Origin of the sequence: Microbulbifer sp. NBRC 101763 (assembly GCF_040371615.1) — a bacterium.
Taxonomy (GTDB): domain Bacteria; phylum Pseudomonadota; class Gammaproteobacteria; order Pseudomonadales; family Cellvibrionaceae; genus Microbulbifer; species Microbulbifer variabilis.
Genome location: NZ_BAABQV010000001.1, coordinates 858,474 through 880,722 on the forward strand (window position 1 = coordinate 858,474; position 22,249 = coordinate 880,722).

A 22,249-nucleotide genomic window follows, 5' to 3' on the forward strand; every position below is an offset into this window, starting at 1 on the left:
CTTCCTAGGCCCTGAGCCATACGGGTCCGCAGCTGCGCGAGGTTTCGCTATTTATGAGGCATTTTAGGCGGGGGTTGGTGGTTGGTCATTGAGGTACTAGGGCATGGCTGAAACCAAACAAAAACCCCGAAAAAGACAGACTCAAACGGCTGCCTCTGCTGCAGGTAAAAAAGCCGGCAATGACCAACCCACCCCCGTTCATGATTACTGGCTAAACAAGCGGCAGGTGTGTGATTCGCTAGGTATCACCGCGACTGCTTTTGACAAGTGGAAGGTGGAGCCCACTTCTCGCCAGGGAAACAAAAATTACTACACCCTGCGCAGCGTTCTGGATAACCGGGAAGAGGCGCTAGTTAAGAAAATGCAGCTTGAGCGCCCAGCCCAACCCGTTGGCGATCTGGACCCAATGCAACAACAGGCCCGGCTTTCTAAAGAGCGCGCGGATCAGTTGGCACTTAAAAATGAACTGGCTCGCGGTGAGACTATCCCGGCCGAATCAGCTGCCCTGATTTTTGGCAAGGTCGGAGCAGAAATGGCTTCGATATTTGATTCCCTGGAGGCCAACATTAAACGCCAGGTGCCATCACTGACAGCAACCGAGCTTGGCTACATCAAAGCGGAGCGGGTGAAGCTGCAGAACCTTGCCGCCAGTGTGCCCGACAGACTGGAAGAATTTATCGATGAACTTATCGGCGGCGCAGATACGGGCGACTAAACGCCACCTGCGTGCCGCCTTACGTGGCCTATTTAGGCCTGAACCTTTACCGATGGCCGAATGGGCCGACAAGCATTTTTATATGTCAGCCGAGTCCAGTTACTCGGAAGGCAAATGGACTAGCGACCCCTACCAGATCCCCATTCTCAATATGATGGGGAATGACGACATTGAGGAATTCAACTGGGAAAAGGCTGCGCGGGTCGGGTACACCAAGGCAATCGTAATCGCGTTGGGCTATTTCGCTGAGCATAAGCAGCGCAATCAAATTCTTTGGCAGCCGACTGACACCACGGCCGAAGGTTTTATGCAGCAGCATGTAAACCCCATGATTCGCGATGTTAAGCCGGTGCGCAAGCTGGCCCCCTGGTTGGGGAAAAAACACTCTGACAACAAACTCGACTACAAGAAATTTACAAATTACCGCCAGATATTTGTACTCGGTGGTACGGCAGCAGCCAACTATCGGGAGAAATCGGTAGACGTTGCTATTTATGATGAGCTGTCCAAGTTTGATCCAGATATCGAGGGCGAAGGCTCAGCCACCCAACTTGGCGATATGCGCCTGGAGGGCTCCAGCTTTCCTAAGTCGATTCGTGGTAGCACGCCTACACGCCTTGGGGAATGTCAGCTTACAAAAGCAGCAGAAAAGGCCGATGAAAGATTCAAACGGTATTTGCCTTGCCCCCATTGTGGCGAATATCAAACCCTGGAATGGGGTGGGCCTGACGTGCCCTGGGGTATTAAATGGGATAGCCGCGAAACGGTTTTGAATGCCCATTACATCTGTAAGCATACCGGCTGCATGATTGAACAGCGCGAGCTGAAAGGCATGGATGAGCGCGGCGAGATGCGCAGTGAATCCGGCATGGTTACGCGCGATGGCCTTACTTTTTACCGCGACGGCAAAGAGGTGGATCCGCCTCGCACAGTCTCCGTGCATATCTGGTCCGCTTATAACACGCGCACCACCTGGGGCAAGATCGCCCACAAATTTCTGCAGGTGTGCAAAGACCCGATCGAACTAAAAGGCTGGGTCAACACCACTAAGGGCGAACCCTGGGAAGAGCCCGGCGAGCGGGTCGATTCAGACCAACTTTACCAGCGCCGCGAACATTATCCCGCGCAAGTACCGCAGGCTGCTGTAGTTTTGGTCTGCGGTGTGGATGTGCAAGACGACCGTATTGAGGCCAGCGTTTGGGCCTTTGGTGGCGATTCACGGGGTACAGAATCCTGGTTGATAGAGCACCGGGTATTTGTCGGCGACCCAGGCCGCTGGCAGCTTTGGGACCAGTTCACTGACTGGCGACTCAGCACCTTTGAACATGAAAGCGGCGCTCTCTTACGGATTGCTGCCACCTGTATCGATACGGGCCATAAAACAGATCAGGTCTACAAATATTGCAATAAATACGAAGGCCAGCGGGTTTATGCAGTGAAAGGTGGTAAAGATCCAATCGCCCCGCTAGTTGGACGGCCGAGTCGCAGCAATAAAGCCAAGGTACTGCTGTATATCCTCGGCGTAACAACCGGCAAAGATGTGATTTACGGGCGACTAAAAATCAATGAGCCCGGCCCCGGGTATATGCACTTTCCCATGGCGGCCAATGAAGATTATTTCAAACAGCTCACTGCTGAAGAACTGCGCATTAAATATATCAATGGCCGGGCCACCCGGGTTTATCACCCAATCCGCAAGCGCAACGAAACCCTGGATTGTTGCAACTATGCCCTGGCCGCCCTCGATATTTTGAACCCTGTATTCCCGGCACTCGCCGCACGCCTAAAACCTGCAGAGCCGGAAGAGGAAGAGCGCGAGGTGCTGCTGCTCAATCCCGAGCCCGAACCGCCCAAAAAGAAGCGCCGCAAGCGCAACAGCGCCCGCAAGGTGGGCGGAATAAAAAGGTAATCCATGACCGAACCACGCACGTTTATTGCCGGCGATAGCATCAGCTGGAGCCGCACCCTGCACGATTATCTGCCGGAAGATGGCTGGACCTTAACCTATCGGCTGGTTTCTGTTGGCAAGAGTTATGTCATTAACACCGCGGCCAATGGCAGCGCGCACCAAGTAGCGCTCACCGGTGCCGATACCGCCGCCTGGATCGACGGGGAATACAGCCTGGTGGCATGGGTCCAGAATGGGACCAACCGTCACACCATCGACAACTGGCGTGTGCGCATCAAACCCAACCCCGCCAGCGCCGACTACGACCCCCGCAGCCATGCTGAGAAAATGCTCGAAGCCCTGCGCCAACTGCTGCAGAAGAAAGCCGGCAGCGGTAAACAAAGCATCACCGTAGACGGCCAGACAGTGACCTTCACTACCTGGGACGAAATGGTGCAGGCAGAAAAACACTACACCGGCAAAGTCAAAGCGCAACGCCGCCGCGAGCGCGAAAGGCGAACTGGCCGCAAATCCAATCGCGTACTCGCGCGCATACGTTGAGGGCCGCCCATGAAATTTATCGACCGGCTCACCGGCCGCAGTGCTCTGTTGGCAGAAAATAGCCGCCTCACCGAGCAAGTGGGCCAGCTCGCGCACAAAGTAGAGCAGGTCGGCCGCCAAGCGCGGAATATACGCGGCGCTATCCGTGCAGCGGGGCACTTTAAAGCCGCAGGAAAGCACCGCCTGACGGAAAACTGGGACAGCACCCCGGTGCCGATTAACCAGCAGCTCCAACAGGAACTGCACACCATGGTGGCCCGCAGCCGCCAGCTGGCAAAAAACGACCCCTACTATCGCCGCTTTTTGGGCCTGGCAAAAAACAATGTGATCGGCCACGCCGGCTTTCGCTTTGCCGCCAACGTAAAAACCAGCGGTGACAAACCGGACAAGCGCGCCAGCCTCGCTATCGAAAAAGCCTGGAAGCACGCCTGTAAAAAAGGCGTGCTCGACTATCGCGGTCGCCACAGCTTAAAGAAGCTGTCCGACCTAATGCTGGACAGCCTGCTGCGCGATGGTGAAGTGCTCGCGCTCAAGATCCGCAGCCGCAAAATTAAGCCCTTCGGCTTTGCCCTGCAGCTGCTCGACCCACTGCTGCTGCAATTAAATAGCGACCACGCCCCCGGCAAAATCGGCCACAAAATTACCCTGGGGATCGAGTTCGACAGCGACGGCCGCCGGGTGGCTTATTGGCTGCACAGCACCGACACCACCCACGATGACTACTACACCCTGCAGGGGCGCGGTTATATCCGCATTCCCGCCGACCGGATTATTCACGAATTTCTGGATGAATATATCGATCAGGCGCGCGGCTTTCCCCTAGGGATCGCCGCTGCCTCGCGCCACTACAAGCTGGACCAATACGAAGACGCCGAGCTTTCCGGCGCTGCCATCAGTGCCAGCACCATGGGCATTATTGAGCGCAGCGGAGAGGACACCGGATGGAATGGCGATAACGAACCCGGCTATGACGATGACTACGAGGAAGATGACGACGATTTCCATATGGAGGTTGAGGGCGGCAGCTTTCAAGTGTTGCCCCACGGTGCCAAGCTCAACACCTGGGACCCCCAACACCCCAACCAAGCCTTTAAGGATTTTGTAAAAGCGGTTCTGCGCGGTATCGCCGCCGCCCTGGGTGTGTCTTATTTCTCCCTCGCCAACGACCTCGAAGGAGTGAATTTTTCCAGCGGCCGTATCGGCGCCCTGGAAGATCGCGAGGTTTGGAAAGCGCTACAAAACTGGATGATTGAAAACATCCTGCAGCCTATTTTTGAGGAATGGATGGGACAGGCCCTGCTGATGGGGGCCATTCGCTTTAATAGCGGCACCCCATTAAATCCTGCCGACCGCTGGCGCTATACCGACAGCGCCACTTTTAATGGCCGCCGCTGGGCCTGGACGGATCCACAAAAGGAAATCAATGCGCACAAAGAAGCGGTTGGCCTCAAGGTGGCCAGCCGCAGTGAAATAATCCGCGAGCGCGGTCGCGAACCGGAGGAGGTTTGGGACGAGATCCAGCGCGAAGAGGAGGAGCTAAAGCGGCGCGGCATCAACCTGGCAAGCGCTGATAAAGCTGCAGCAAAAACCGAACAACCCCCAGCCGCTGACGAGCCCGAAACCGAGGAAAAGGAGCAGGAGCCCCCCAACGATGACAGCTAAAAATATTGGCGAGTTGATTCGCCAGATTAACGATAAAGGGTCGCAGCGAGCGGCCCTTTTTTGTGCTCCGCCATCCGGTGGCACTCGCGCAGAGGGTGACGAAAGTACCAGCCCCATCGATGAGGAAGCGCGCACGGTTGAAGTCGCCTTTGCCAGCGAAACCGAAGAGGTCGAACGCTGGTACGGCATTGAAAAATTAATCTGCACCCCGGAAGCGGTGGATCTGTCCCTGCTCAATAACGATGGCCCAGTGCTGGACAGCCACGACCGCTGGGATCAGATCGGCGTGGTTGAAGAGGCTCGCGTAGATACAGACCGCAAAGCCCGTGCGCGATTGCGATACAGCCGCGTGGGTAAGGGCGACGATTACTTTAAAGACATTGTTGACCGTATCCGCACCAAGGTCAGCGTGGGTTATCGCGTTCTTGAAATGAAACTAGCCGAGGAGCGCGAAGACGGCCCCGACCTATACCACGTCACCCGCTGGCAACCCTATGAAATTTCCAACGTGTCGGTGCCCGCCGATGACGCCGTGGGCGTCGGTCGCAGCGCGGCCACCCCGGCAGCGACACCTAACCCCCCAGAATCCGACGACGCCGGAGGCGAGGGCCGCAGCGCGGCACCCACTGTCAGCGATTCGCCCGCAACCCCAAGCAACCCAAAACCCCTAGAGGCCACTATGACCGAAGAAGAGAAGAGAGCCGCGCAAGATGCTGCGCGCAAGCAGGGCGGCACCAATGAGAGTCAGCGCGTCGCCGATATCCTGGATATTGCACGCCAATACAATGCCACCAACGAAATGGTCGACGAATATTTGCGCGACACCACCAAAACAAAGCATGACTTTACTGCGGCCCTACTGGCAGTCCGTGCGCAAGAGCGCGGCACCCAGGTGGAGAGCCCGGAAATCGGCATGAGCGAGCGCGAAGTAGGGCAGTTCAGCTTTATCAAACTTTTCCGCGCTATGGCGTTCCCGGAAGATAGCAGCCACCGCAACAACGCCGCCTTTGAATTGGAGTGCAGCCAAGCAGCAGCGCAAAAATTCGAAGGTCGGCGGCGCGGCTCCCATATGATTCCTCACGATGTACTGGTGGCCTCTCGCTCCATTAGTATTCAACAGCTGCAAGAGTCGGGATTTAATGTGCGCGCCCTTACCGCTACCGGCGCTGATACAGGCGGCAACCTGGTTGGCACAACCCATATGTCCACCAGCTTTATCCAGCTGTTACGCAACCGCATAGTGCTTTCAAATCTTGGTGCCACAGTAATGACCGGCCTCAACGGTAACCTGGCGATTCCGCGCCAGATCGGCGGCCCCGGCATGTATTGGCTGGACCCAGAAAATAACAATATTCCCGCAGAGGGTTTGCCTGTTTTCGATCAGGTAGCGCTAACCCCGAGAAATGGTGGTGCCTATACCGAGCTGTCCCGCCAGTTACTGCTACAGGGCACCCCAGACGCAGAGAATCTGGTGCGCTTAGATCTTGCCAGCCGCATGGCGCTGGGTATCGATCGCGCAGGCCTGTACGGCACCGGCGCCAACGGTCAGCCCCGTGGTATTACTAATATGACCGGGATTAATACTGTTGACTTTGCTGCGGTAAATCCCACTTTTGCTGAAGTTGTGCAGATGGAAACCGAGACTGCCCTCGACAACGCCGATGAAAGTAGCGCGGCTTATGTTATGGGACCAGGAATGCGCGGCTACTTCAAAACTACCGAAAAATTTACTGGCAGCAATGGGCAAACTATTTGGGAGCCCGGCAACCAAGTGAATGGCTACCGTACTGTTGTTTCCAACCAAGCGGACGCCGGCGACCTGCTACATGGTAATTTCTCCGATGTGATTATCGGCATGTGGGGCGGCCTGGATATGTTGTTTAACCCTTACAGCAACGATCAAAGTGGCTCTGTGCGGATCACTGCATTCCAGTCCTGCGATATTGCTGGCCGCCACCCGGAGAGCTTCTGCCACGGTAAGAAGTTCACCTAAATACCCAGCTCCACCGTTACTCAATGAAGGCCCGCCACTGCGCGGGCCTTTGTGTTTAAGCACCCTTCATCATTAATTTTTTGGAAATCACCATGGAACAAAAACAGCAAGAAATTGCAGAAGTCACTGTTCAACGCTCTACCAAAGTCGGCAGTAAATATGTGGAGCGCGGCACTGTTTTAAAAATTGGCAGTGAGATGGGAGAAATCAGTACGGGCGACGCTCGCATACTGCTTAACACCAAAAAAGCCCTGCCGGGCAAGCAGACCCGCATTATCAATGAGGCCAAGGCAGCTAAAACTGCTGTCGCCGAGGCCGACAAGTAAGCCGCCATGTACGCCGAACTCATCGACCCCGATCTGCCCGGCTACCGACTAGCCACCGCCCCTGGTGGCGACCTGCCGGGAATTTTTGGCAATGCCTGGCAGGAAGCGGCGGGGCAGGCGGGCACTGCCCCGGTTTTTACCTGTGATGCCGCCGCCGCTGCTGCAGCTGGGGCGGAGAACAATCGTGAAATTACCATCGATGCTGTGCCCTACCTCATTCGCGAATCTCAGCCACGCGACGGCGGCGGCGTCACTTTTATTTTGGAGTACGCCTGATGGCCCACGTTAGCCAGCAGCTACTGGATGCAGTCACTGCTGCAGTCACCGGCCTCGTCACCACCGGCACCAATGTAGAGCAAACGCGCATCTATGCCCGCGACAAGCTGCCGGCGCTGTCCGTGCGCCTCGGTGAGCGCCGCGTGGTTTCGACCCTCGGTAACAGCTTTATCGATGCCGAACAGGATATTTATATCGATATCTACGTGGCGGGAAAGTCCGATCAGATTGACGACAAGATGCTACAGATTGATGGCGAAATCCACGCCGCCCTAATGGCGGATCACGCCCTGGGGCTCGATTTTGTTGTGGATTTAGAGCCCCAGGGCCTGGGCGAGCCGGACACCGAGCACGCCGGCAAAGCCCGCGCCGTAGCTACCAGCTCCTGGAAGTATTTAATTCGCCACAGTGTCACCAGCCTGGAGAGCCCATGAGCAAAAAAACCAACAAAAAAGAGCTGAAGAAAACCGCCGGCAAAGCACCCGGCAGAATGGAATTTATTCCGCGTAAAGGCGGTAGCCGCACAGTGCCCACCCCAACTTTAAGCGAGGCCACCGATGGCAAAAAAGAAACTGGTTAAACGCGAGTTAATTCTGGCCAAGGTTGAAACCACCTACGGCCAGGACGCCAACCCCACCGGCGCCGACAATGCAATCCTGGTGGAAAGTCTCGGCTGGAGTTTTGCCGGCGCGCGCATGGTTGAGCGCAACCCCACCACGCCTATCTTGGGCAAATTACAGGGGCTATTTGCCGGCACCTTGATGGAAGTGACTTTTGATGTGGAAATCAAAGGCAGCGGCACAGCTGGCACTCCGCCGGAAATGGCACCGCTGTTGCGCGCTTGCGGTATGGCCGAAACCATCACCCCTAACACTAGTGTCGATTACAAGCCGGCCAGCGAGGGGCATGAGAGCATCACCATTTACTATTACGAAGACGGTAGTCTATTCAAGCTCACCGGCGGGCGCGGCACCATGAGCTTTAACCTCACCACCGGCGAAGTGGGCAAAATCTCCTTTACCCTTACCGGACATATTACCAAGCCCACAGACGCCACCCTGCCGATCGCAACCTATAGCGATATAGTGCCGCCACCGGCAATCAATATGCCGTTTAAGGTAGGCGGCTATGCCGCAGTGATCAGCGCTTTAACCCTGGATATTGGAAACAGCATCGCCACCCCGCCAGATATTTCTGCCGAAAATGGCTACAGCGAGGTATTAATTACCGACCGCGATGTCAGCGGCTCTTTCGATCCCGAGGCCACTCTGGTGGGGACAAAAGACTGGGTGGGGGATTGGCAGGAGGGCAATACCCAGGCAGTCAATACCGGCACAGTGGGCAGCCTGGCCGGCAACCAGTATAGCCTCAGCATTCCCCAGGCCTGGCATAAAGAAATCAGCCCCGGCGACCGCGATGGCTTGCGCACCTATGATATCGGCTTCGGCGCCGCTGGCGGTGACGACGCGCTCACTCTGACTTTTACCTGATGCTCTGACCGTTCAACCCTTCCCAATAAATTTTTAAAGCTGAGATATCTATGGCACTACAACTAAGCGGGGGCCTTGCCCCTCAGTGGTTTACCCCGAAAGACGCAGACCCCGAAGACCCAACCCCGCCCCGGTTTTTACTGAAACCGCTGACCCAAGTGCAAAATATGGAAATTATGGCGGACGGTGAAATAACTAGCGGGGGTGCATTTATTCCCAGCCACAATGCCCGTGTAAAGATGTTGAGCTGGGGCATTCAGGACTGGCAAAACATCAACGGGCCAGACGGCGCACCAGCCAAGTTTTCCCCCGGTGCCTGGCAACAATTGCCCTGGGATCTGCTTAGGGATCTGGCAACTGAAATATTAATCAGCAGCGTCCTCAGCGAGGAAGAAAGAAAAAACTTGCCATCGCAATCTGCATCGCCCGAGACCCCAAGCGATTTGATTGCGACAACTGCAAATGGGGCAGACACTGCGACGACTCCAACCCCGCCCCAATAGCTAAGTGGGTAATCCCCGGTGTTATTGAATCCCGCACCTGCTTAAAACCCCTTGTCACCGCTCACAGCGCCCAATTGCTGCGCCTGCACCAGCACTACCGGCAGGGCAACTTGTGGCGCGGTGGCGGAGTGGGGGACCAGCCCAACTACTACCTGGAAGCCATGGCCGCAATTGAGCAGCTAGCGGCCGAATTTTACCGCGACGAATAAGCGAGGCCGCTATGGCGGACAACTACAAGTTTGTTATCGAGGGTAACGACAAGACCCGCGCCATGTTCAAATCGATCAAGGCAAACCTGGGCGGCCTGCGCGGGGCTCTGAATAGCACCACAGCCAAAATCGGCGGCCTGGTAGGTGTTGCGGGCCTGGGCGCGATGGTTTCCTCCAGTTTGGAAGTCAACGATGTCCTAGCCAAGACTGCCGACCGCCTCGGCACCACAACCCGCGAGCTATCCGCTTATCAGCACCTGGCCAACCTCACCGGCAGCAGTAACCAAGGCGTCAACAAAGCCCTGGAGCTGATGAACCGCAACCTGGGCGACGCTGAGCGCGGCACCGGTGAAGCCCGCCAGGCCCTGGCAGATTTAAACCTGACAACGGCCGAGCTTAACGCTATGCCCACCGGCCAGCGCTTCGAGACCATTGCCCTAGCCATAGGGCAGGTTAAAGACCGCAGCCTGCAAGCCAGTTATGCGGCGGATATTTTCGGCCGCAGTGGTACCGATTTAATCAACATGATTGACAGCGGGGCCGAGGGATTTGCCCAGGCGAAAGAAGAGGTCGACGCATACGGGGTGGCCTTATCGCGCGTGGACGCTGCCAAAATGGAGGCCGCCAACGACGCCATATTTCGCGCCCAGCAAGTGGGGCGGGGCCTAGCCAACCAGCTCACTATCCACCTGGCCCCAATCATCGAAGAAACCGCTATCCAGCTCACAAACGCCACCCGCGAGGCCGGCGGTATGGGCTCGGTGGTGAAAAATTCTTTTGATAGCGGAATCAAAGTGGCCGGCGTATTTGCCGATGGTATCCACGGGCTGCAGATCCTTTTTCAGGGTGGCAAAACTATTGCCTGGGGCTTTGGTGCTGCCGTAGTGGGTGCCTTAAAGCTGGGGGTGGAGCACGCCTATCACCTCGGCAACAGCATCAAAAACGCTGTATTGCTACCCCTGCGCGGTGCCCTGGAGCTTGGCACCAAGCTGCCAGGGGTGGGAGATCAAGCCCGCGAGGCCCTGGCTTTTCTCGACGAAAATCTGGGCGATGCTGAACCCCCGCCACAGCTGCAAGCTGCTTTTGATTACATGGTCAACGGTATAAGCGATGCACGCGGCGAGCTGCAAGCGATGATGATGGAGGAGTTACCCAGCCAGGTGCTCGCGCAAAAAGTCGAGGGGATTCTGGAGGGCGCCGAAGTGCGCGCCCAATTGATCGCTGACAAGGCCAGAAATGCCGGTGCAGCCAACGACGAAGGGCAGGGCACCGGTGCCGGGGCTGATGGCCTCACTGATCGCGAGCGCGAGCAGCTATCTGCCAAGCTGGAAACCTTGCAGCTGTCCTGGCTCACCGAGCTGGAGCAGCTGCAGGTCAAGCAAGACCAAGAAATGGCCATCCTCGATCAGGCCTATGCCCAAAAAATAATCAATCACGATGCCTATGAGCGCAATCTAACCCAGCTGGAAGGTAAGCACGCGAAGCAGCGGGAAAAGTTGGAAAAGGCCAGCAGCAAAAACCGCTGGAAAGCTTTCGGCGGCGCCATGGACATGATGCTGGGTATCTCCAATACCGGCAGCAAAAAACTTTTTAAGATCCAGAAAGCCCTCAGCCTGGCCAAGGCCGTGGCAACTTTACCGAGTGCGGTTATCGAGTCCTACCATAATTCCGGCGGCTACCCCTGGGGCATTCCTGCCGCTTCGGCAATGGCGGCCACCGGTGCAATGCAAATCGCACAGATCAAGAGCAGTAATTTTTCTGGCGGTGGTAGTGGCGTCGGCAGTGTCAGCGCCGGCGGTGGCAGCCTGGCCACAGCGCCACCCTCGCATGGCGCCAACCTCGATGGTATTAACCAGTTTGCCAGCAACGACCAACCCCAGGGCGGGACTGTATTCAACCTCACTGTTCAAGGCGATTTGGTGGGTGACAACGCACAGACTATTGCCGATCAGATCAAAACCCTGATTACCGAGCAGGATTACGAGTTGATCGAAACAGGCAGCCGTCAGGCACAGTCGCTAGCTGGCTAGGAGTTTTGCCCGTGTATATCGCATTTAATCCCACCCGTTTAATCACCGACGGCGCCGGCAAGCTTCAGGCCGTTTTGCAGCAGTGCGACAGCAGCGACCCACCGCAAGGCAAGGAGCATACCGCCCTCAGTGGAGCGCGGGAATTTACCGCTTACCGTATTGAGCGGCACACGGTATGCCGCACTGTGCCTATGCGCCTCACCCCGGCGCAGCTGACCAAGTGGCGCGAGTTCGGTGCCAGTTGCGCCTTCGGTGAATATTTCACCTTCGATGCCGAAGGCACCGAGGCCGCCCCAGACGATCCGCAAACGGTGCAGCTCAAGTTCAAATCCTTTAAGGAAAAACGCTACCCCGGCCGCCTGTACGAATTCAGCTTTACCACCATCCAAGTCATAGCTTAATCATGCGCAACAATTCAGAAACTTTTGACCTGCACAATCAGGCTGCACAGCGTGAGCTGCGCCTGGTGATTGAGATCGGTTTTGACCTGCCGCTGTATATCACCAGCCACAATAATATTTCAGGCCTTCCCGCTAATGCAGTACTCGGCACTCTGAAAAAGTGCAGTGCCACCAGTCAAAAAGTAATCCCCGAACAGGGCCGTGCGGAAATTGGGGCTATTTCCTTTGAGGTAGTAGATATCGGTGGGCAGTTGTCCTATGTGCTACGCGACGAGCTGGAGCAGGGCAACGGCATTAAGGGCCGCACGGTGCGCTTATATCAAGGCTTTGCCGGTCTCGACTGGGATGAGTTCCGCTTGGAGCAAACCCAGATTGCCGAGGAATCCATTTCCTATGCAGAGGGCGTGTACCGGGTGCGCTGCCGGGATATCCAACGCGAAATGCGCCGCGATATTTTTGTACCTAATACCACGCGCCTGGCTGCCAATTTTGCCAAAGCCGATACCACCCTGCAGGTATTCGATACCAGCAGATTTGAAGCCAACCCGCACACTATCGCCTATGGTGATGCGTCAGGCCAATCCGTGTATTACCTGAAAATTAAATATCAGGATGGCTTCGAGATTGTCCGCGCAAGTGGCAAAACCGGCAGCAGCTTTACTAACTGTACGCGCGGCCTGTTCGGCACCTTTGCCCGTGATCACGAATTGCCCGAAGACAGCGATAGCGAAAGCGGCATTGAGGTAGAGGAGTTTATCTATCTGGAAGGCCCTGGCCCCCAGCTGGCCTATGCATTGCTGACCGGGCAGATTCTCGGCACTAACAACGTACTACCCAGTAATTGGCACCTGGGCATAGATCCTGCCTTTGTGGTGCTGGATGAGTTCGAAAATATTGGTGCGGATTGGTACAAGCCCAGCGACCATAGCAAGGGCAAGATCCTGCGCTTTGATGGTTTGGAAAAAGTCGACGGCAAGAAATTTATCGAGACCGAAATCAATCTACTGCTCGGTGCTTTTATGCCGGTTAATGCGGCAGGTCAGCTGGGCTTTCGCCGTATGGCTGGGGTGCTGGCTGAATCTGGTACAGTAGCGACTATCGGCCCCGATGATGTGAAGAGCCTGGGTGAGCTGAAGTACAACCTGGCCGGGGTACGCAATATCTTCTCGGTGCAATGGAGCTGGTTTGAGCAGCCCGGATTCGATGGCAAATTTTTGCGCTCTAATAATTTGATCGATGCGGACTCGGTGGCTATTCATGGTGAAGCAAAACAACACAGTTTAAAGTTTCGCGGTCTGCACAATTCCCGTCACACCTATACCACAATAAAAAACACTTTCGATGCTTTGCGCGATCGTTTCGCCGGCCCACCTTTAAGCCTGCGTTTGGGATTACTGCCCAGTAACAACGACCTGGAAGTTGGTGATATTGTACGGGTGAGTCTGCCGCAATTGCGCGATCACTCTATCCGCGGAGACAGGCCCTACGATTTTAATTTTGGTCGTGACAGCGAGGGCTGGATTCCCCGCGATGACATCACCAGTTCCTCTGTCAGTAATGGCGTCCTTTCGGTAACAGTAAACGGTGAAAACCCCTGGATCAGTCGCAGCTTTACGCCCACGTTTTTAGGGGCGGATCTGCCTTTTATCAAATTACGGGTGCGCCGTACCAGCGACGAGCCCATAGTAGCGGGCACCGGCAGCAAGTTATTTTTTAAACACACCGAGAGCAGCAGCTATTTTTCGGCTGGCACTGCGGAAATGCTGGACCTGATTGAGCGCCTAAACGGGGCCAAAGGAGAGTGGCAAGAGCTGGTGCTTAATCTGTCCCAGGTTAGCGACTGGACTGGCAACCAAGTTTCCTTAATTCGCTTCGATATTGGTCACGACCACAGCGCAGACTATAGCTATGACGTGGACTATATTCGCCTGCTGCCAGCGCTGGGCCTCGATGAGTACAGCCTGGACCGCGCTATGGAAGTACAGCGCATCAGTATCGATCAGGTAAGCGGTGCAGTATCCGTGGATCTATTCGGCAGCTATCAGCCCGCCGGTATGATTGCAGACCAAGCCGACAGCTCCAGCGCAGAATTACCGGACGCCTGGTACGACAGCGACGGCACCTCAATGACTTCTGGTGGCCTCAACATCGATGCCAGCGGCTTTTTAACTGCTGACGGTACTTTGGCTGGCAATGGCGATAGCCGCGCAATTTACTACTACCCTGGCGATCTTACGATACCAGTAGGCCGCACCCTTTCTGTGAGTGGCAATATTGAGCTGCGAGTGCGCGGTGTCCTGCAGATTGACGGCACTTTGCAGGGAATCCCCACCAATAACGGCGTGGGTTTTCTCGGTTCCTGTTACGGCGGTGCTGGCCAGTTAAAAGATGTTAGAACAGTGGTCAATCGAGGAACGGCCCAAGGAGCGCGGGGGAAAACTGTCAAAGGCCGCAATGAAGTAATGCCGCCCCTCAATATCGAGAATAACGGCGGAGATCTACAAGGGATTCCCGATGATCTAGCCGGTTCTGGTGGAGCTCGTGGTGGCCACTCGTCTTTCTATTCCTGGGATGGCAGTTATGAACCCAGTGGGCGCGGTGGTTTAGGTGGCAAGGGCGGTGCGGGTATTGTTGTAATTGCGCGAGGTGTCGCCATTGGTGTCAGCGGCAAAATAGAAAACTCTGGCGAAGATGGCAGCCCCGGTACTACTGGCGATTTAATCCAGGTGCCTGGAGGCAGTGGCGGCGGTGGTGCCCCTGGCGGCATAGTGCTGTTGATAGACGGTACTCAGAACCCCATGCCAATACTCAGTAACAGCAAAATAATCGCATGTTATGGGGAAAGCCCGGATAGCCCTGGTAATGCGGGGCAAGGGGGCACCTGTTTAGGCACTAACGCCGTGCGCCTGATGTTTGTACCCAAGTCGCGCACGCCCTATACCGACTATGAGGACCCGGCACTCGATCCAGAAGTGCAGGAGGCGATCGATAAGGCCGAAGCCGCACAGGCCGACGCTAATGCCGCGTTGGCAGACTTGGATAACATCGCCGCCGATGGTGTTCTGCATCAAAACGAAAAGCTCATTGTGATTCGCGAGTACGCGCAACTGTTGGCAGAAAAAACGGGCATTGAAGCGCAGGCAGATGGTGCCGGTTTGGTTATCGAAAAAGGCAACTATTCCGGCAACCTGGCAGCCCTCACTAGTTACCTGGGGGGCTTATCTCCCACCTGGAACGATACCGCAGCCAGCACTTCTATCAGCCGCACAATATGGAATGCCAATTGGGAAGCGGTGTACAGCGCACGCCAGGTTTTACTTAATGCTATCGCCCAACAAGCACGCGAGGCAGGCATGGTCGGGGCCACGCTGCAGTTTCAGTGGGATGGAAGACCCACCGGGTTACTTTGGCCCACGAATACCAACTATGCCGGCGGCACTAAGTATTCTTTTAATGCCACTGCTGGCCAAGGCTTTATCCATGTACTGGCCTATGATGCCGAGGGCGGTCCACGCGTTGGTTTGAATGGTGTCCAGGTCGGAATCATGAGTGGGCCGAATGACACTAGTCAGTGGTACAGCTTCCCGGTCACTCTGCAGGCCGGTGCCAATGAAATCTCCATCTGGTCTAACGCCGCAGATGGCGGCACATACGGTGGCCTTGTGGTTACCCTCGGCGGTAGTGGTGACCCTGAAGCATTGCTTGGTGTTTCTGCAGCGGATGCCAAGGCGCAAGCCGCTGCAAATGCTGCTGTTGAAGCCAAAACCGATGCCGCGGCTGCCCTTTTAGACCTCAGCAATATTGCCGCAGATGGCAAACTGCATCCGACAGAGAAATTAACCGCGGTACGTGAATACAACCAGATCCTGGCAGAGCAGGGCGATATCGAAGGGCAGGCCAATAGCTACGGGATCACCACTGAGAAAACCAACTACAGCGGTGCGATAACAGCACTCTCCAGTTATCTCAACGGCGCAGGTCTGGGCAATACCTCAACAGTCACCAGCATCGATCGCAGCACCTGGAAAGCCAAATGGCAGGCGGTATACAGCACACGACAAAAAGTGCTGATTAAGATCGATCAAATTGCCGGTGCTCGCGCAGACTGGGAAGAAATTTATGGGACCAATAAACCCGAGGACGGTGCCACCGTTGGCGCTACCGCACAGGAGCGCGCGCAAATCCGCTCCATGCGGAATACCTTTTTAGAGGATTTTTCTGATAGTAATTATTCCCAGTACTGGACCAACTTTTCCGGCGGATACCAGAATTTCTATACCAGCGGTTACCTAACAGTTGGTGGTGGTGCGGCTCGCCTGACTAATCATGTTTCGATGTACCACGCAGAAAAAATACCCTTTGATCCCAGTAAGCTTTACCGGATAGAGACTCGGGTTTATGTGTATGCCGCAGGTGATGCCGATCGCACTATGTATGCCGGTTTGGCTGGTTACGATGGTGCTGGCAAGCTTTGTAATGCTAGCGGTGCCGAGACATTTAGCAGTCAGCATTACATCCTTGCGTCCAACTTAAACATAGTGGGGCAGAGTTGGCAGACGCTGGTGGCCTATGTCAAAGGCAACGCTAGTGGCAATGCTGAATACAGTGGCGCTAGAGGAGCGAACCATATTGGCAACCCAGCCAAAATGCAGGCGAATGTCCGTTTTATTACGCCAATTTTTTATTGCAATTATCCGGCTAAAACGGGCGATACCTTAATCGATTATGTAAAAATCGATGTAGTGGAAGTGCAAGACCAGCGCAACCTGCCGATGATTCAATCTGGTATTGCCAGCCTGCCGACCAGTTCCGCGCTGTCCGGCTCAGATGATGGCAGTACCGCAAAAATCACGATTGCCGCGCACTCGGTGCAGTTTGGTTTCGGCATTATTAATTACAACAGTGGCAGTATTACCGGGCTGTCTTTCAACACTAGGTACTACGTCTATTGCGATGATCCCGGCACTCAGGGCGGCGCTGTTACCTATTACGCAACCTCGAACATTTACCAGCTGGCTGCCAGCACCTGGCGCCGAGGTATAGGCACCATTACAACCCCGAGCAATGGAGGTGGAACCACAGTCCCTAGAGATCCCTGGTGCGTTGCCGCAGGCAGTTGGCTGCGCGAAGGTTTGCTAGCGGACAACTGCGAAAGCGGAGACCTGATCGACTGCTGGGATACCGGCGACGAGGAAACCCATCTAAGCCCCATTATTGGCGGGGTGGATACAGAGCCAGAAATACCCTGCGTATTGCTCACCACAACAAGCGGTGCCCAGGTAATTTGCAGCCGTGAAACCCCCGTTACCGACCGTGCAGGGCGGGTCTACGAGGCGCAGCACTGCCAGGGCGTTGAGCTGGGGGTTTTGCATGAAGATGAGCCTTTGACGTGGGAAACTGTCGAGCGGGTCGAATGCGCTGGCCTACACACCGTGTACAAGGTCTCTGTAGGTGGTAAGAGCTACGCTGCTGGCGTTAATCCATTACACCGCATCATTACCCATAACGGACAACACAAATCTGACTAAGCAAAGGAATAGATAATGCCCAGCTTTTCCCCGATAACAGTGCCAGACCTGGAGGCCTGGCAGTTCGCCTACACCATCGATGATGGCCACAGCGCCGGCACTATTGTGCGTGCAACGGTAACCCAGACCACAGAGCCCACCAATAACGAAGCTCAGGCTGCTGCAGTACTTAAATGTACGATTGCTGTTATCGACAACCAAAACACAGTACAAACTGATGGTGCCGGCGATCTAATGTCCAGCGTTTATGTAACCACCAAGACTCTGCAGACCGATGCAGGCCAGCCGGTAAACGTCGCCGATCATGCTGCTGATTTAGTAGCGAGTTGTATTGTTGAGGTGGCCAACCGTCTGGCTGTGCATAGCTCAATTGCGGCTATGGCAATTCCTAGCGGGTAAATATTTTATCGACTGCCAGCAAGCGGGTTGACAGGCGGTCCAACCATGATGCCAATATAGGTGTGATATATTATCGCTACTCTTAAGTGCACTGATAAGTCTGTGGGGTTATATGGATATTATTGCATGGATATTAATTGGTTTAGGACTCGCTTTTCTTTTTGGGAGGGGTATAAGGCAATGGATAAGCAGGTTTTTCTATACCCATACCCGTCATCAACCTATATATAAATTGAATAAAAATGCCGAAAATCGCACTAATGGTGAGTCTTTTTTAAGCAAGCATATGTCTGAATTGATAAGCCTGATCGTACTGGTATGCGCTCTGTATATTATTATTTCTGGTAGCTATGGTGAAGGAGAGCAAAAGTGGGCGTACGGTGTTATAGGAACGATTATTGGCTATTGGCTCAAGCCAAGAAAAAATGTTTAACAAGTAAAAGACCCAGCTTCAAAATCGCAACTTAGGAGGTTAATGTTTCCTTTTACTCGCGACTCACCAGCGGAAAACTTCATAATCCTTGACCACTGGCTCGCTTCTACCACTTCTCCTAGTTAAAAAGCGCTTCTTTTGCCTGCTGCACGCGCAATCTTTCCAGCCCATCCTGCCAGGTGGCTATCTGCTGGGTAAGTTGAGCCAGGCCTTTGTCATCGAGGAAAAAAGCACTACGAGTGCGTGCGGGACCGCTGCGAAAACTCATAATCAATACGCTGGGGGTGCCGCCTTCCTCGGCATTAAAAAGCATCCCCAGCTGGTTAATATCGACAGTGGCGCCGGTCTGGGCACAGGCGCCGGTGGGATCTTCGCCAATACAGGCCAAAGGCTTGATCATGGCTGTTTTGTGTTCGCGTGCGGTATCGCTCCAGCGCTGTGCCTTTTGCAATGCCTGGTGCAGCTTCTCAGCATCTTTAATGGGGAGGCTCAGGGTTTTGGACCCGCCAATAGGGCGCTGCGCTACCAGCTGCAATTGCTCGCCAAACTTGTCGCTATACAGCTGCAACTGCACTTCATTTACCCTGCTTTTACCTGCTGGGTACACTTTGACCGCCTCCCCCAGGTCAATCAACCCGTCAGCCTGAACCTGCAGGGACAGAAGTATTGCACCCAACCCTAATAACCATGATTTGACCATCATTATCCGTTTACCTTCCTTGGAATGTTCTACGCCAATATAACCAGCCGCAAAGACCCCAAATCAAGGGGATTTTTGTGCTTTTCACTTGACTTTTCTTTAATTCCGATATTACTAAATATCGAGATAATTACCTATTTATATTACTTTTAGGTATATCTGAGATTCTCGTTTACCAGTAGAAAGATTGCCCTAACTCAAAACTTGCATAGGGCAAAGTTTGCACTCGTGGTACATCTTGCGTACAATTGCCTGTACAAGAGTTTGTACGAAATTCTGGATTAAATGAAAGTTTTGGTGATAAAATGAACGTCGTTAATTATTCAGACGCCAGGGCAAGCCTGAAAGGTGTGCTGGATCAGGTGCAAGAGGATCAGGACATCACTGTGATCACCCGCCAGAAAGGCGGTGACGCCGTGGTTATGTCGCTAGACCACTACAACGGCCTAATGGAAACAGTGCATCTGTTAAGCAGCCCAGCCAATGCCGCCCGCTTAGAGCGCTCCATCGCTCAGCATCGCGCAGGAAAAACCATGCGTCGCGAACTTATTGAGGAGTAAATTTTGCAGACATGGACAGTGGAAGCCTGGGAAGATTACCTATATTGGCAGGGCCAGGACAAAAAAACGCTAAAGCGCATCAACAATTTGATCAAAGAAACGATGCGCTCTCCCTTCGAAGGTATTGGCAAACCCGAGCCCCTGGTGGGCAATCTCAGCGGTAGATGGTCACGCCGCATCGATAAAGCCAACCGGCTGGTATATTCCTTTGAGGACGGGGAGTTAATTATTTTTTCCTGCCGCTATCACTACTCCTAGTCTCGGTGGGGCTTCAGATTTCCCCGCGCTCTTTGTCCATATTGTATAGAGCCCCACCGTCTCCATCTTCGATAGCTTGATGGTAAATGGGGTCTTTTATTTTATCGATCTCAGTGGATAAGGATAAAACCTCATTTTCGAGAGAGTCGACTCTTCTCATTAGGTCTCGATTGTCAAACTCTAAAGATTCGATCCTTTCTTCAAGCGCGATAAAAGACTTATTTACCGCTGGGAATCTGTTTATTTCATGCCAAATCCCGATGAATATTGCTCCACATGAAACCCAGACTAACCAATCCATATAAATTCCCACCGCTTCATAGGGGATTCCCCAGCTTGAAGTAGATTAACACCGCATTGGCAAATAACCCGAAAGCAGCGATTAGTAAGCCATACAAAGTATAACGGTTGCTTTTATTGGTTCGGGTATACTCCTGTTCTCTGGTCTCCAGCTCTTCTGCTGCCTTAAAAGACATTCCCTTATGTACCGGGAAGTAGAAGCAAAAATTTTCTCTGTTTTCTCCACAAATTCGCGCGTACCGATCCTCTCGGAGTTGAGAGGCTATGCCCTCATCCCAAACGCCTTTGTGGCACAAAAGCGTATACCCCAACAGCTGGTGGCCTTTCCCATCTGATATTTTTTTGCGATCATCGCTGGAAAGTGAATTTGTTTGAAGTCCCATATTATTTTTGCTTAAAAAATGGCAATTGTTACAACTCTTCATCCTGTCCCTATCCGTTTGAATTAATCCTCTGCCTCTTCCAAAGCAAACAAATCCGGCTGCGTTTTGCGCACCATAGAAAACTCCAGCCCGGTAATCCTCCGCCCTCTTTTAATCGGCAGATAGGCCACATCTAAATCGGTATGCTAACAGATTTCCGCCGCGGCCGGATTGATCACCCACTTGCGGAAAAGTACAAGATACTACGCATATGTTCATTACTGCGATGTGATCATCTGTATTTGTTCTATCACAATGCACCTTGTACGATTCCTCTAAACAATAAAGGGGGTTGTCATGCGCCTAATTCTACCAATTGTCCTATCCACCGCTTTGTCTGGTTGTTTTGAGGCTGTAGCCAACACCAACGAATACGATCGTCACGAATGGCTGCCACGCTGGTCTGATGCTGATAGAGACTACCAGAGCACACGTCATGAGCTGCTAGTTCAGTTCTCCCTGGCTCCAGTAACCTTCACCAATGACAAGCAGTGCACGGTAGACACCGGTCTCTGGCTGGACCCATACACGGGCCAATTTTTCAATCTGGCCTCTGACCTGGATGTTGAACATATCGTGCCGTTGTCCTGGGCGCACGAGCATGGTGGTGCCAATTGGACCGTTGAGCTGAAGAGGCAGTTTGCAGAAGACCCTGAAAACCTTTGGCTCGTTGATGATGGTCGAAATCAAAGTAAGGGTGATAAAGGGCCTGATGAGTGGATGCCACCCTATGAGCCCGTCCAGGCTATCTATGTGCAACGCTTCATGGCAATAGTGGAGAAGTATGGACTTAAGTTCTCTCCAGAAGAGTCAACTCAGATACTAGCTTTACTGGAAGAGTAGGGGCTCTTTGGTCACTTATTATTCTTGCTCGCTGGGCATCCTCAGCAATAGACTGTATACATATACAGTATTTGGGTGCCCTTATGAAACTATCCCCTCTATTCAGCAGTGGCGTCGCCTGCGGTTTCCCCTCTCCAGCAGATGATCATAAAGAGGCTGCTCTCAGCCTTGATGAACATTTAATAACTAATCCACCTGCGACCTTCATGGCTCGCGCCAATGGCGATTCTATGCAAGGCATTGGGATCTTTGATCGTGATGTCCTTATCGTTGATCGCTCTCTTACACCTGTTCATGGCGATGTAGTGGTGGTGGCCCTGGATGGCCAGTTGACATGCAAAATTTTGGATAAGAGGCTTGGGCGGCTAATGCCGGCTAGTGACAGATATCAACCTATTCCCATTTGGGAGGGGCAGGAATTGATAGTGGAAGGGGTGGTGAAAGCGTCAATTCGCTACCACCGTGGCGGTTAGCCTAAAGGGCACAGATATCACTTGAGGAAAGAAAAGCGCCTAGAGGCATGCTGGGGAGTGATGTGCGTTAGCGTTAGAAGAATGGGGGAACAAGTGGGGGAACGGAGAAGGCAGAAACAAAAAAGCCCTGATAAATCAGGGCTTTATGTTTAAAAGTGGCGGTGGGGCAGGGATTCGAACCCTGGGACCTGTTACAGTCAACGGTTTTCAAGACCGCCGCTTTCGACCACTCAGCCACCCCACCAAATTGTGCTGCGCATTATACATAGCTTCGTGCTA

Annotated in this window: 23 protein-coding genes, 1 tRNA gene and 1 pseudogene; 20 read left to right on the plus strand and 5 right to left on the minus strand. The window is 53.9% G+C overall.

Annotation, left to right across the window (positions count from 1 at the left end):
* The first annotated feature begins 103 nt into the window (after positions 1-103).
* From ABWV76_RS03985 to ABWV76_RS04060, 16 genes are all read left to right on the plus strand, one after another.
* Positions 104-715 carry a hypothetical protein gene (locus ABWV76_RS03985; protein ID WP_353375301.1) on the plus strand — a complete coding sequence of 204 codons (612 nt, stop codon included), beginning with the start codon at positions 104-106 and terminating at the stop codon, positions 713-715.
* Positions 681-2,624 carry a phage terminase large subunit family protein gene (locus tag ABWV76_RS03990; RefSeq protein WP_353375302.1) on the plus strand — a complete coding sequence of 648 codons (1,944 nt, stop codon included), beginning with the start codon at positions 681-683 and terminating at the stop codon, positions 2,622-2,624. Before ABWV76_RS03985 ends, ABWV76_RS03990 begins: the two co-directional genes overlap by 35 nt.
* A 3-nt stretch (positions 2,625-2,627) precedes the next feature.
* Positions 2,628-3,164 carry a hypothetical protein gene (locus ABWV76_RS03995; RefSeq protein WP_353375303.1) on the plus strand — a complete coding sequence of 179 codons (537 nt, stop codon included), beginning with the start codon at positions 2,628-2,630 and terminating at the stop codon, positions 3,162-3,164.
* 9 nt (positions 3,165-3,173) lie between these two features.
* A complete protein-coding gene (locus ABWV76_RS04000) occupies positions 3,174-4,826 on the plus strand; it encodes a phage portal protein (RefSeq protein ID WP_353375304.1) in 1,653 nt (550 codons plus the stop codon).
* Positions 4,816-6,819 (plus strand): phage major capsid protein, encoded by a 2,004-nt coding sequence (locus ABWV76_RS04005; RefSeq protein ID WP_353375305.1) that lies wholly within the window; start codon positions 4,816-4,818, stop codon positions 6,817-6,819. The genes ABWV76_RS04000 and ABWV76_RS04005 overlap by 11 nt, the downstream gene beginning before the upstream one ends.
* A 92-nt stretch (positions 6,820-6,911) precedes the next feature.
* Positions 6,912-7,145, plus strand: coding sequence for a hypothetical protein (locus tag ABWV76_RS04010; RefSeq protein ID WP_353375306.1), 234 nt, complete (start codon positions 6,912-6,914; stop codon positions 7,143-7,145).
* A gap of 6 nt (positions 7,146-7,151) precedes the next feature.
* On the plus strand, positions 7,152-7,421 hold the full coding sequence (locus ABWV76_RS04015; protein WP_353375307.1) for a hypothetical protein: 270 nt from the start codon (positions 7,152-7,154) through the stop codon (positions 7,419-7,421).
* A complete protein-coding gene (locus tag ABWV76_RS04020; RefSeq protein ID WP_353375308.1) occupies positions 7,421-7,855 on the plus strand; it encodes a hypothetical protein in 435 nt (144 codons plus the stop codon). Before ABWV76_RS04015 ends, ABWV76_RS04020 begins: the two co-directional genes overlap by 1 nt.
* The gene (locus ABWV76_RS04025; protein ID WP_353375309.1) at positions 7,852-8,001 is read left to right on the plus strand and encodes a hypothetical protein; all 150 of its coding nucleotides are present in this window, start codon (positions 7,852-7,854) and stop codon (positions 7,999-8,001) included. The genes ABWV76_RS04020 and ABWV76_RS04025 overlap by 4 nt, the downstream gene beginning before the upstream one ends.
* Positions 7,979-8,911, plus strand: coding sequence for a phage tail tube protein (locus ABWV76_RS04030; RefSeq protein ID WP_353375310.1), 933 nt, complete (start codon positions 7,979-7,981; stop codon positions 8,909-8,911). The genes ABWV76_RS04025 and ABWV76_RS04030 overlap by 23 nt, the downstream gene beginning before the upstream one ends.
* 50 nt (positions 8,912-8,961) lie before the next feature.
* Positions 8,962-9,414: a hypothetical protein gene (locus ABWV76_RS04035; RefSeq protein WP_353375311.1), complete on the plus strand. Its 453-nt coding sequence runs from the start codon at positions 8,962-8,964 to the stop codon at positions 9,412-9,414.
* Between the two features lie 220 nt (positions 9,415-9,634).
* Positions 9,635-11,653 (plus strand): hypothetical protein, encoded by a 2,019-nt coding sequence (locus tag ABWV76_RS04040; RefSeq protein WP_353375312.1) that lies wholly within the window; start codon positions 9,635-9,637, stop codon positions 11,651-11,653.
* An 11-nt stretch (positions 11,654-11,664) separates the two neighbouring features.
* The gene (locus ABWV76_RS04045; protein ID WP_353375313.1) at positions 11,665-12,054 is read left to right on the plus strand and encodes a hypothetical protein; all 390 of its coding nucleotides are present in this window, start codon (positions 11,665-11,667) and stop codon (positions 12,052-12,054) included.
* Between the two features lie 2 nt (positions 12,055-12,056).
* Positions 12,057-17,582 (plus strand): hypothetical protein, encoded by a 5,526-nt coding sequence (locus tag ABWV76_RS04050; RefSeq protein WP_353375314.1) that lies wholly within the window; start codon positions 12,057-12,059, stop codon positions 17,580-17,582.
* A 15-nt stretch (positions 17,583-17,597) separates the two neighbouring features.
* Positions 17,598-17,981, plus strand: coding sequence for a hypothetical protein (locus ABWV76_RS04055; RefSeq protein ID WP_353375315.1), 384 nt, complete (start codon positions 17,598-17,600; stop codon positions 17,979-17,981).
* A 112-nt stretch (positions 17,982-18,093) separates the two neighbouring features.
* On the plus strand, positions 18,094-18,414 hold the full coding sequence (locus ABWV76_RS04060; RefSeq protein ID WP_353375316.1) for a hypothetical protein: 321 nt from the start codon (positions 18,094-18,096) through the stop codon (positions 18,412-18,414).
* A 118-nt stretch (positions 18,415-18,532) separates the two neighbouring features.
* On the opposite strand, the gene ABWV76_RS04065 is transcribed toward ABWV76_RS04060, so the two are convergent.
* Complete coding sequence (locus ABWV76_RS04065) at positions 18,533-19,117, minus strand: hypothetical protein (protein ID WP_353375317.1); 585 nt, start codon at positions 19,115-19,117, stop codon at positions 18,533-18,535.
* Between the two features lie 302 nt (positions 19,118-19,419).
* Here ABWV76_RS04065 and ABWV76_RS04070 point away from each other — a divergent pair, with 302 nt between their 5' ends.
* Positions 19,420-19,674 carry a type II toxin-antitoxin system Phd/YefM family antitoxin gene (locus ABWV76_RS04070; RefSeq protein ID WP_353375318.1) on the plus strand — a complete coding sequence of 85 codons (255 nt, stop codon included), beginning with the start codon at positions 19,420-19,422 and terminating at the stop codon, positions 19,672-19,674.
* Positions 19,675-19,677: 3 nt separating this feature from the next.
* Positions 19,678-19,932 (plus strand): type II toxin-antitoxin system YoeB family toxin, encoded by a 255-nt coding sequence (locus ABWV76_RS04075; RefSeq protein WP_502914752.1) that lies wholly within the window; start codon positions 19,678-19,680, stop codon positions 19,930-19,932.
* Positions 19,933-19,945: 13 nt separating this feature from the next.
* Here ABWV76_RS04075 and ABWV76_RS04080 read toward each other — a convergent pair whose 3' ends face one another.
* From ABWV76_RS04080 to ABWV76_RS04090, 3 genes and pseudogenes are all read right to left on the minus strand, one after another.
* Positions 19,946-20,092 (minus strand): hypothetical protein, encoded by a 147-nt coding sequence (locus tag ABWV76_RS04080; protein WP_353375319.1) that lies wholly within the window; start codon positions 20,090-20,092, stop codon positions 19,946-19,948.
* Positions 20,093-20,249: 157 nt separating this feature from the next.
* Entirely contained in the window at positions 20,250-20,615 is a 366-nt protein-coding gene (locus tag ABWV76_RS04085) for a hypothetical protein (RefSeq protein WP_353375320.1), read from the minus strand.
* Between the two features lie 62 nt (positions 20,616-20,677).
* Positions 20,678-20,794: pseudogene (locus ABWV76_RS04090) on the minus strand (hypothetical protein); the annotation flags it as partial.
* 157 nt (positions 20,795-20,951) lie between these two features.
* On the opposite strand from ABWV76_RS04090, the gene ABWV76_RS04095 reads away from it, so the two are divergent.
* Positions 20,952-21,497: a GmrSD restriction endonuclease domain-containing protein gene (locus ABWV76_RS04095; RefSeq protein ID WP_353375321.1), complete on the plus strand. Its 546-nt coding sequence runs from the start codon at positions 20,952-20,954 to the stop codon at positions 21,495-21,497.
* A gap of 83 nt (positions 21,498-21,580) precedes the next feature.
* A complete protein-coding gene (locus ABWV76_RS04100) occupies positions 21,581-21,970 on the plus strand; it encodes a LexA family protein (protein ID WP_353375322.1) in 390 nt (129 codons plus the stop codon).
* Positions 21,971-22,126: 156 nt separating this feature from the next.
* On the opposite strand, the gene ABWV76_RS04105 is transcribed toward ABWV76_RS04100, so the two are convergent.
* A tRNA-Ser gene (locus tag ABWV76_RS04105) sits at positions 22,127-22,214 on the minus strand.
* Between the last annotated feature and the right edge of the window lie 35 nt (positions 22,215-22,249).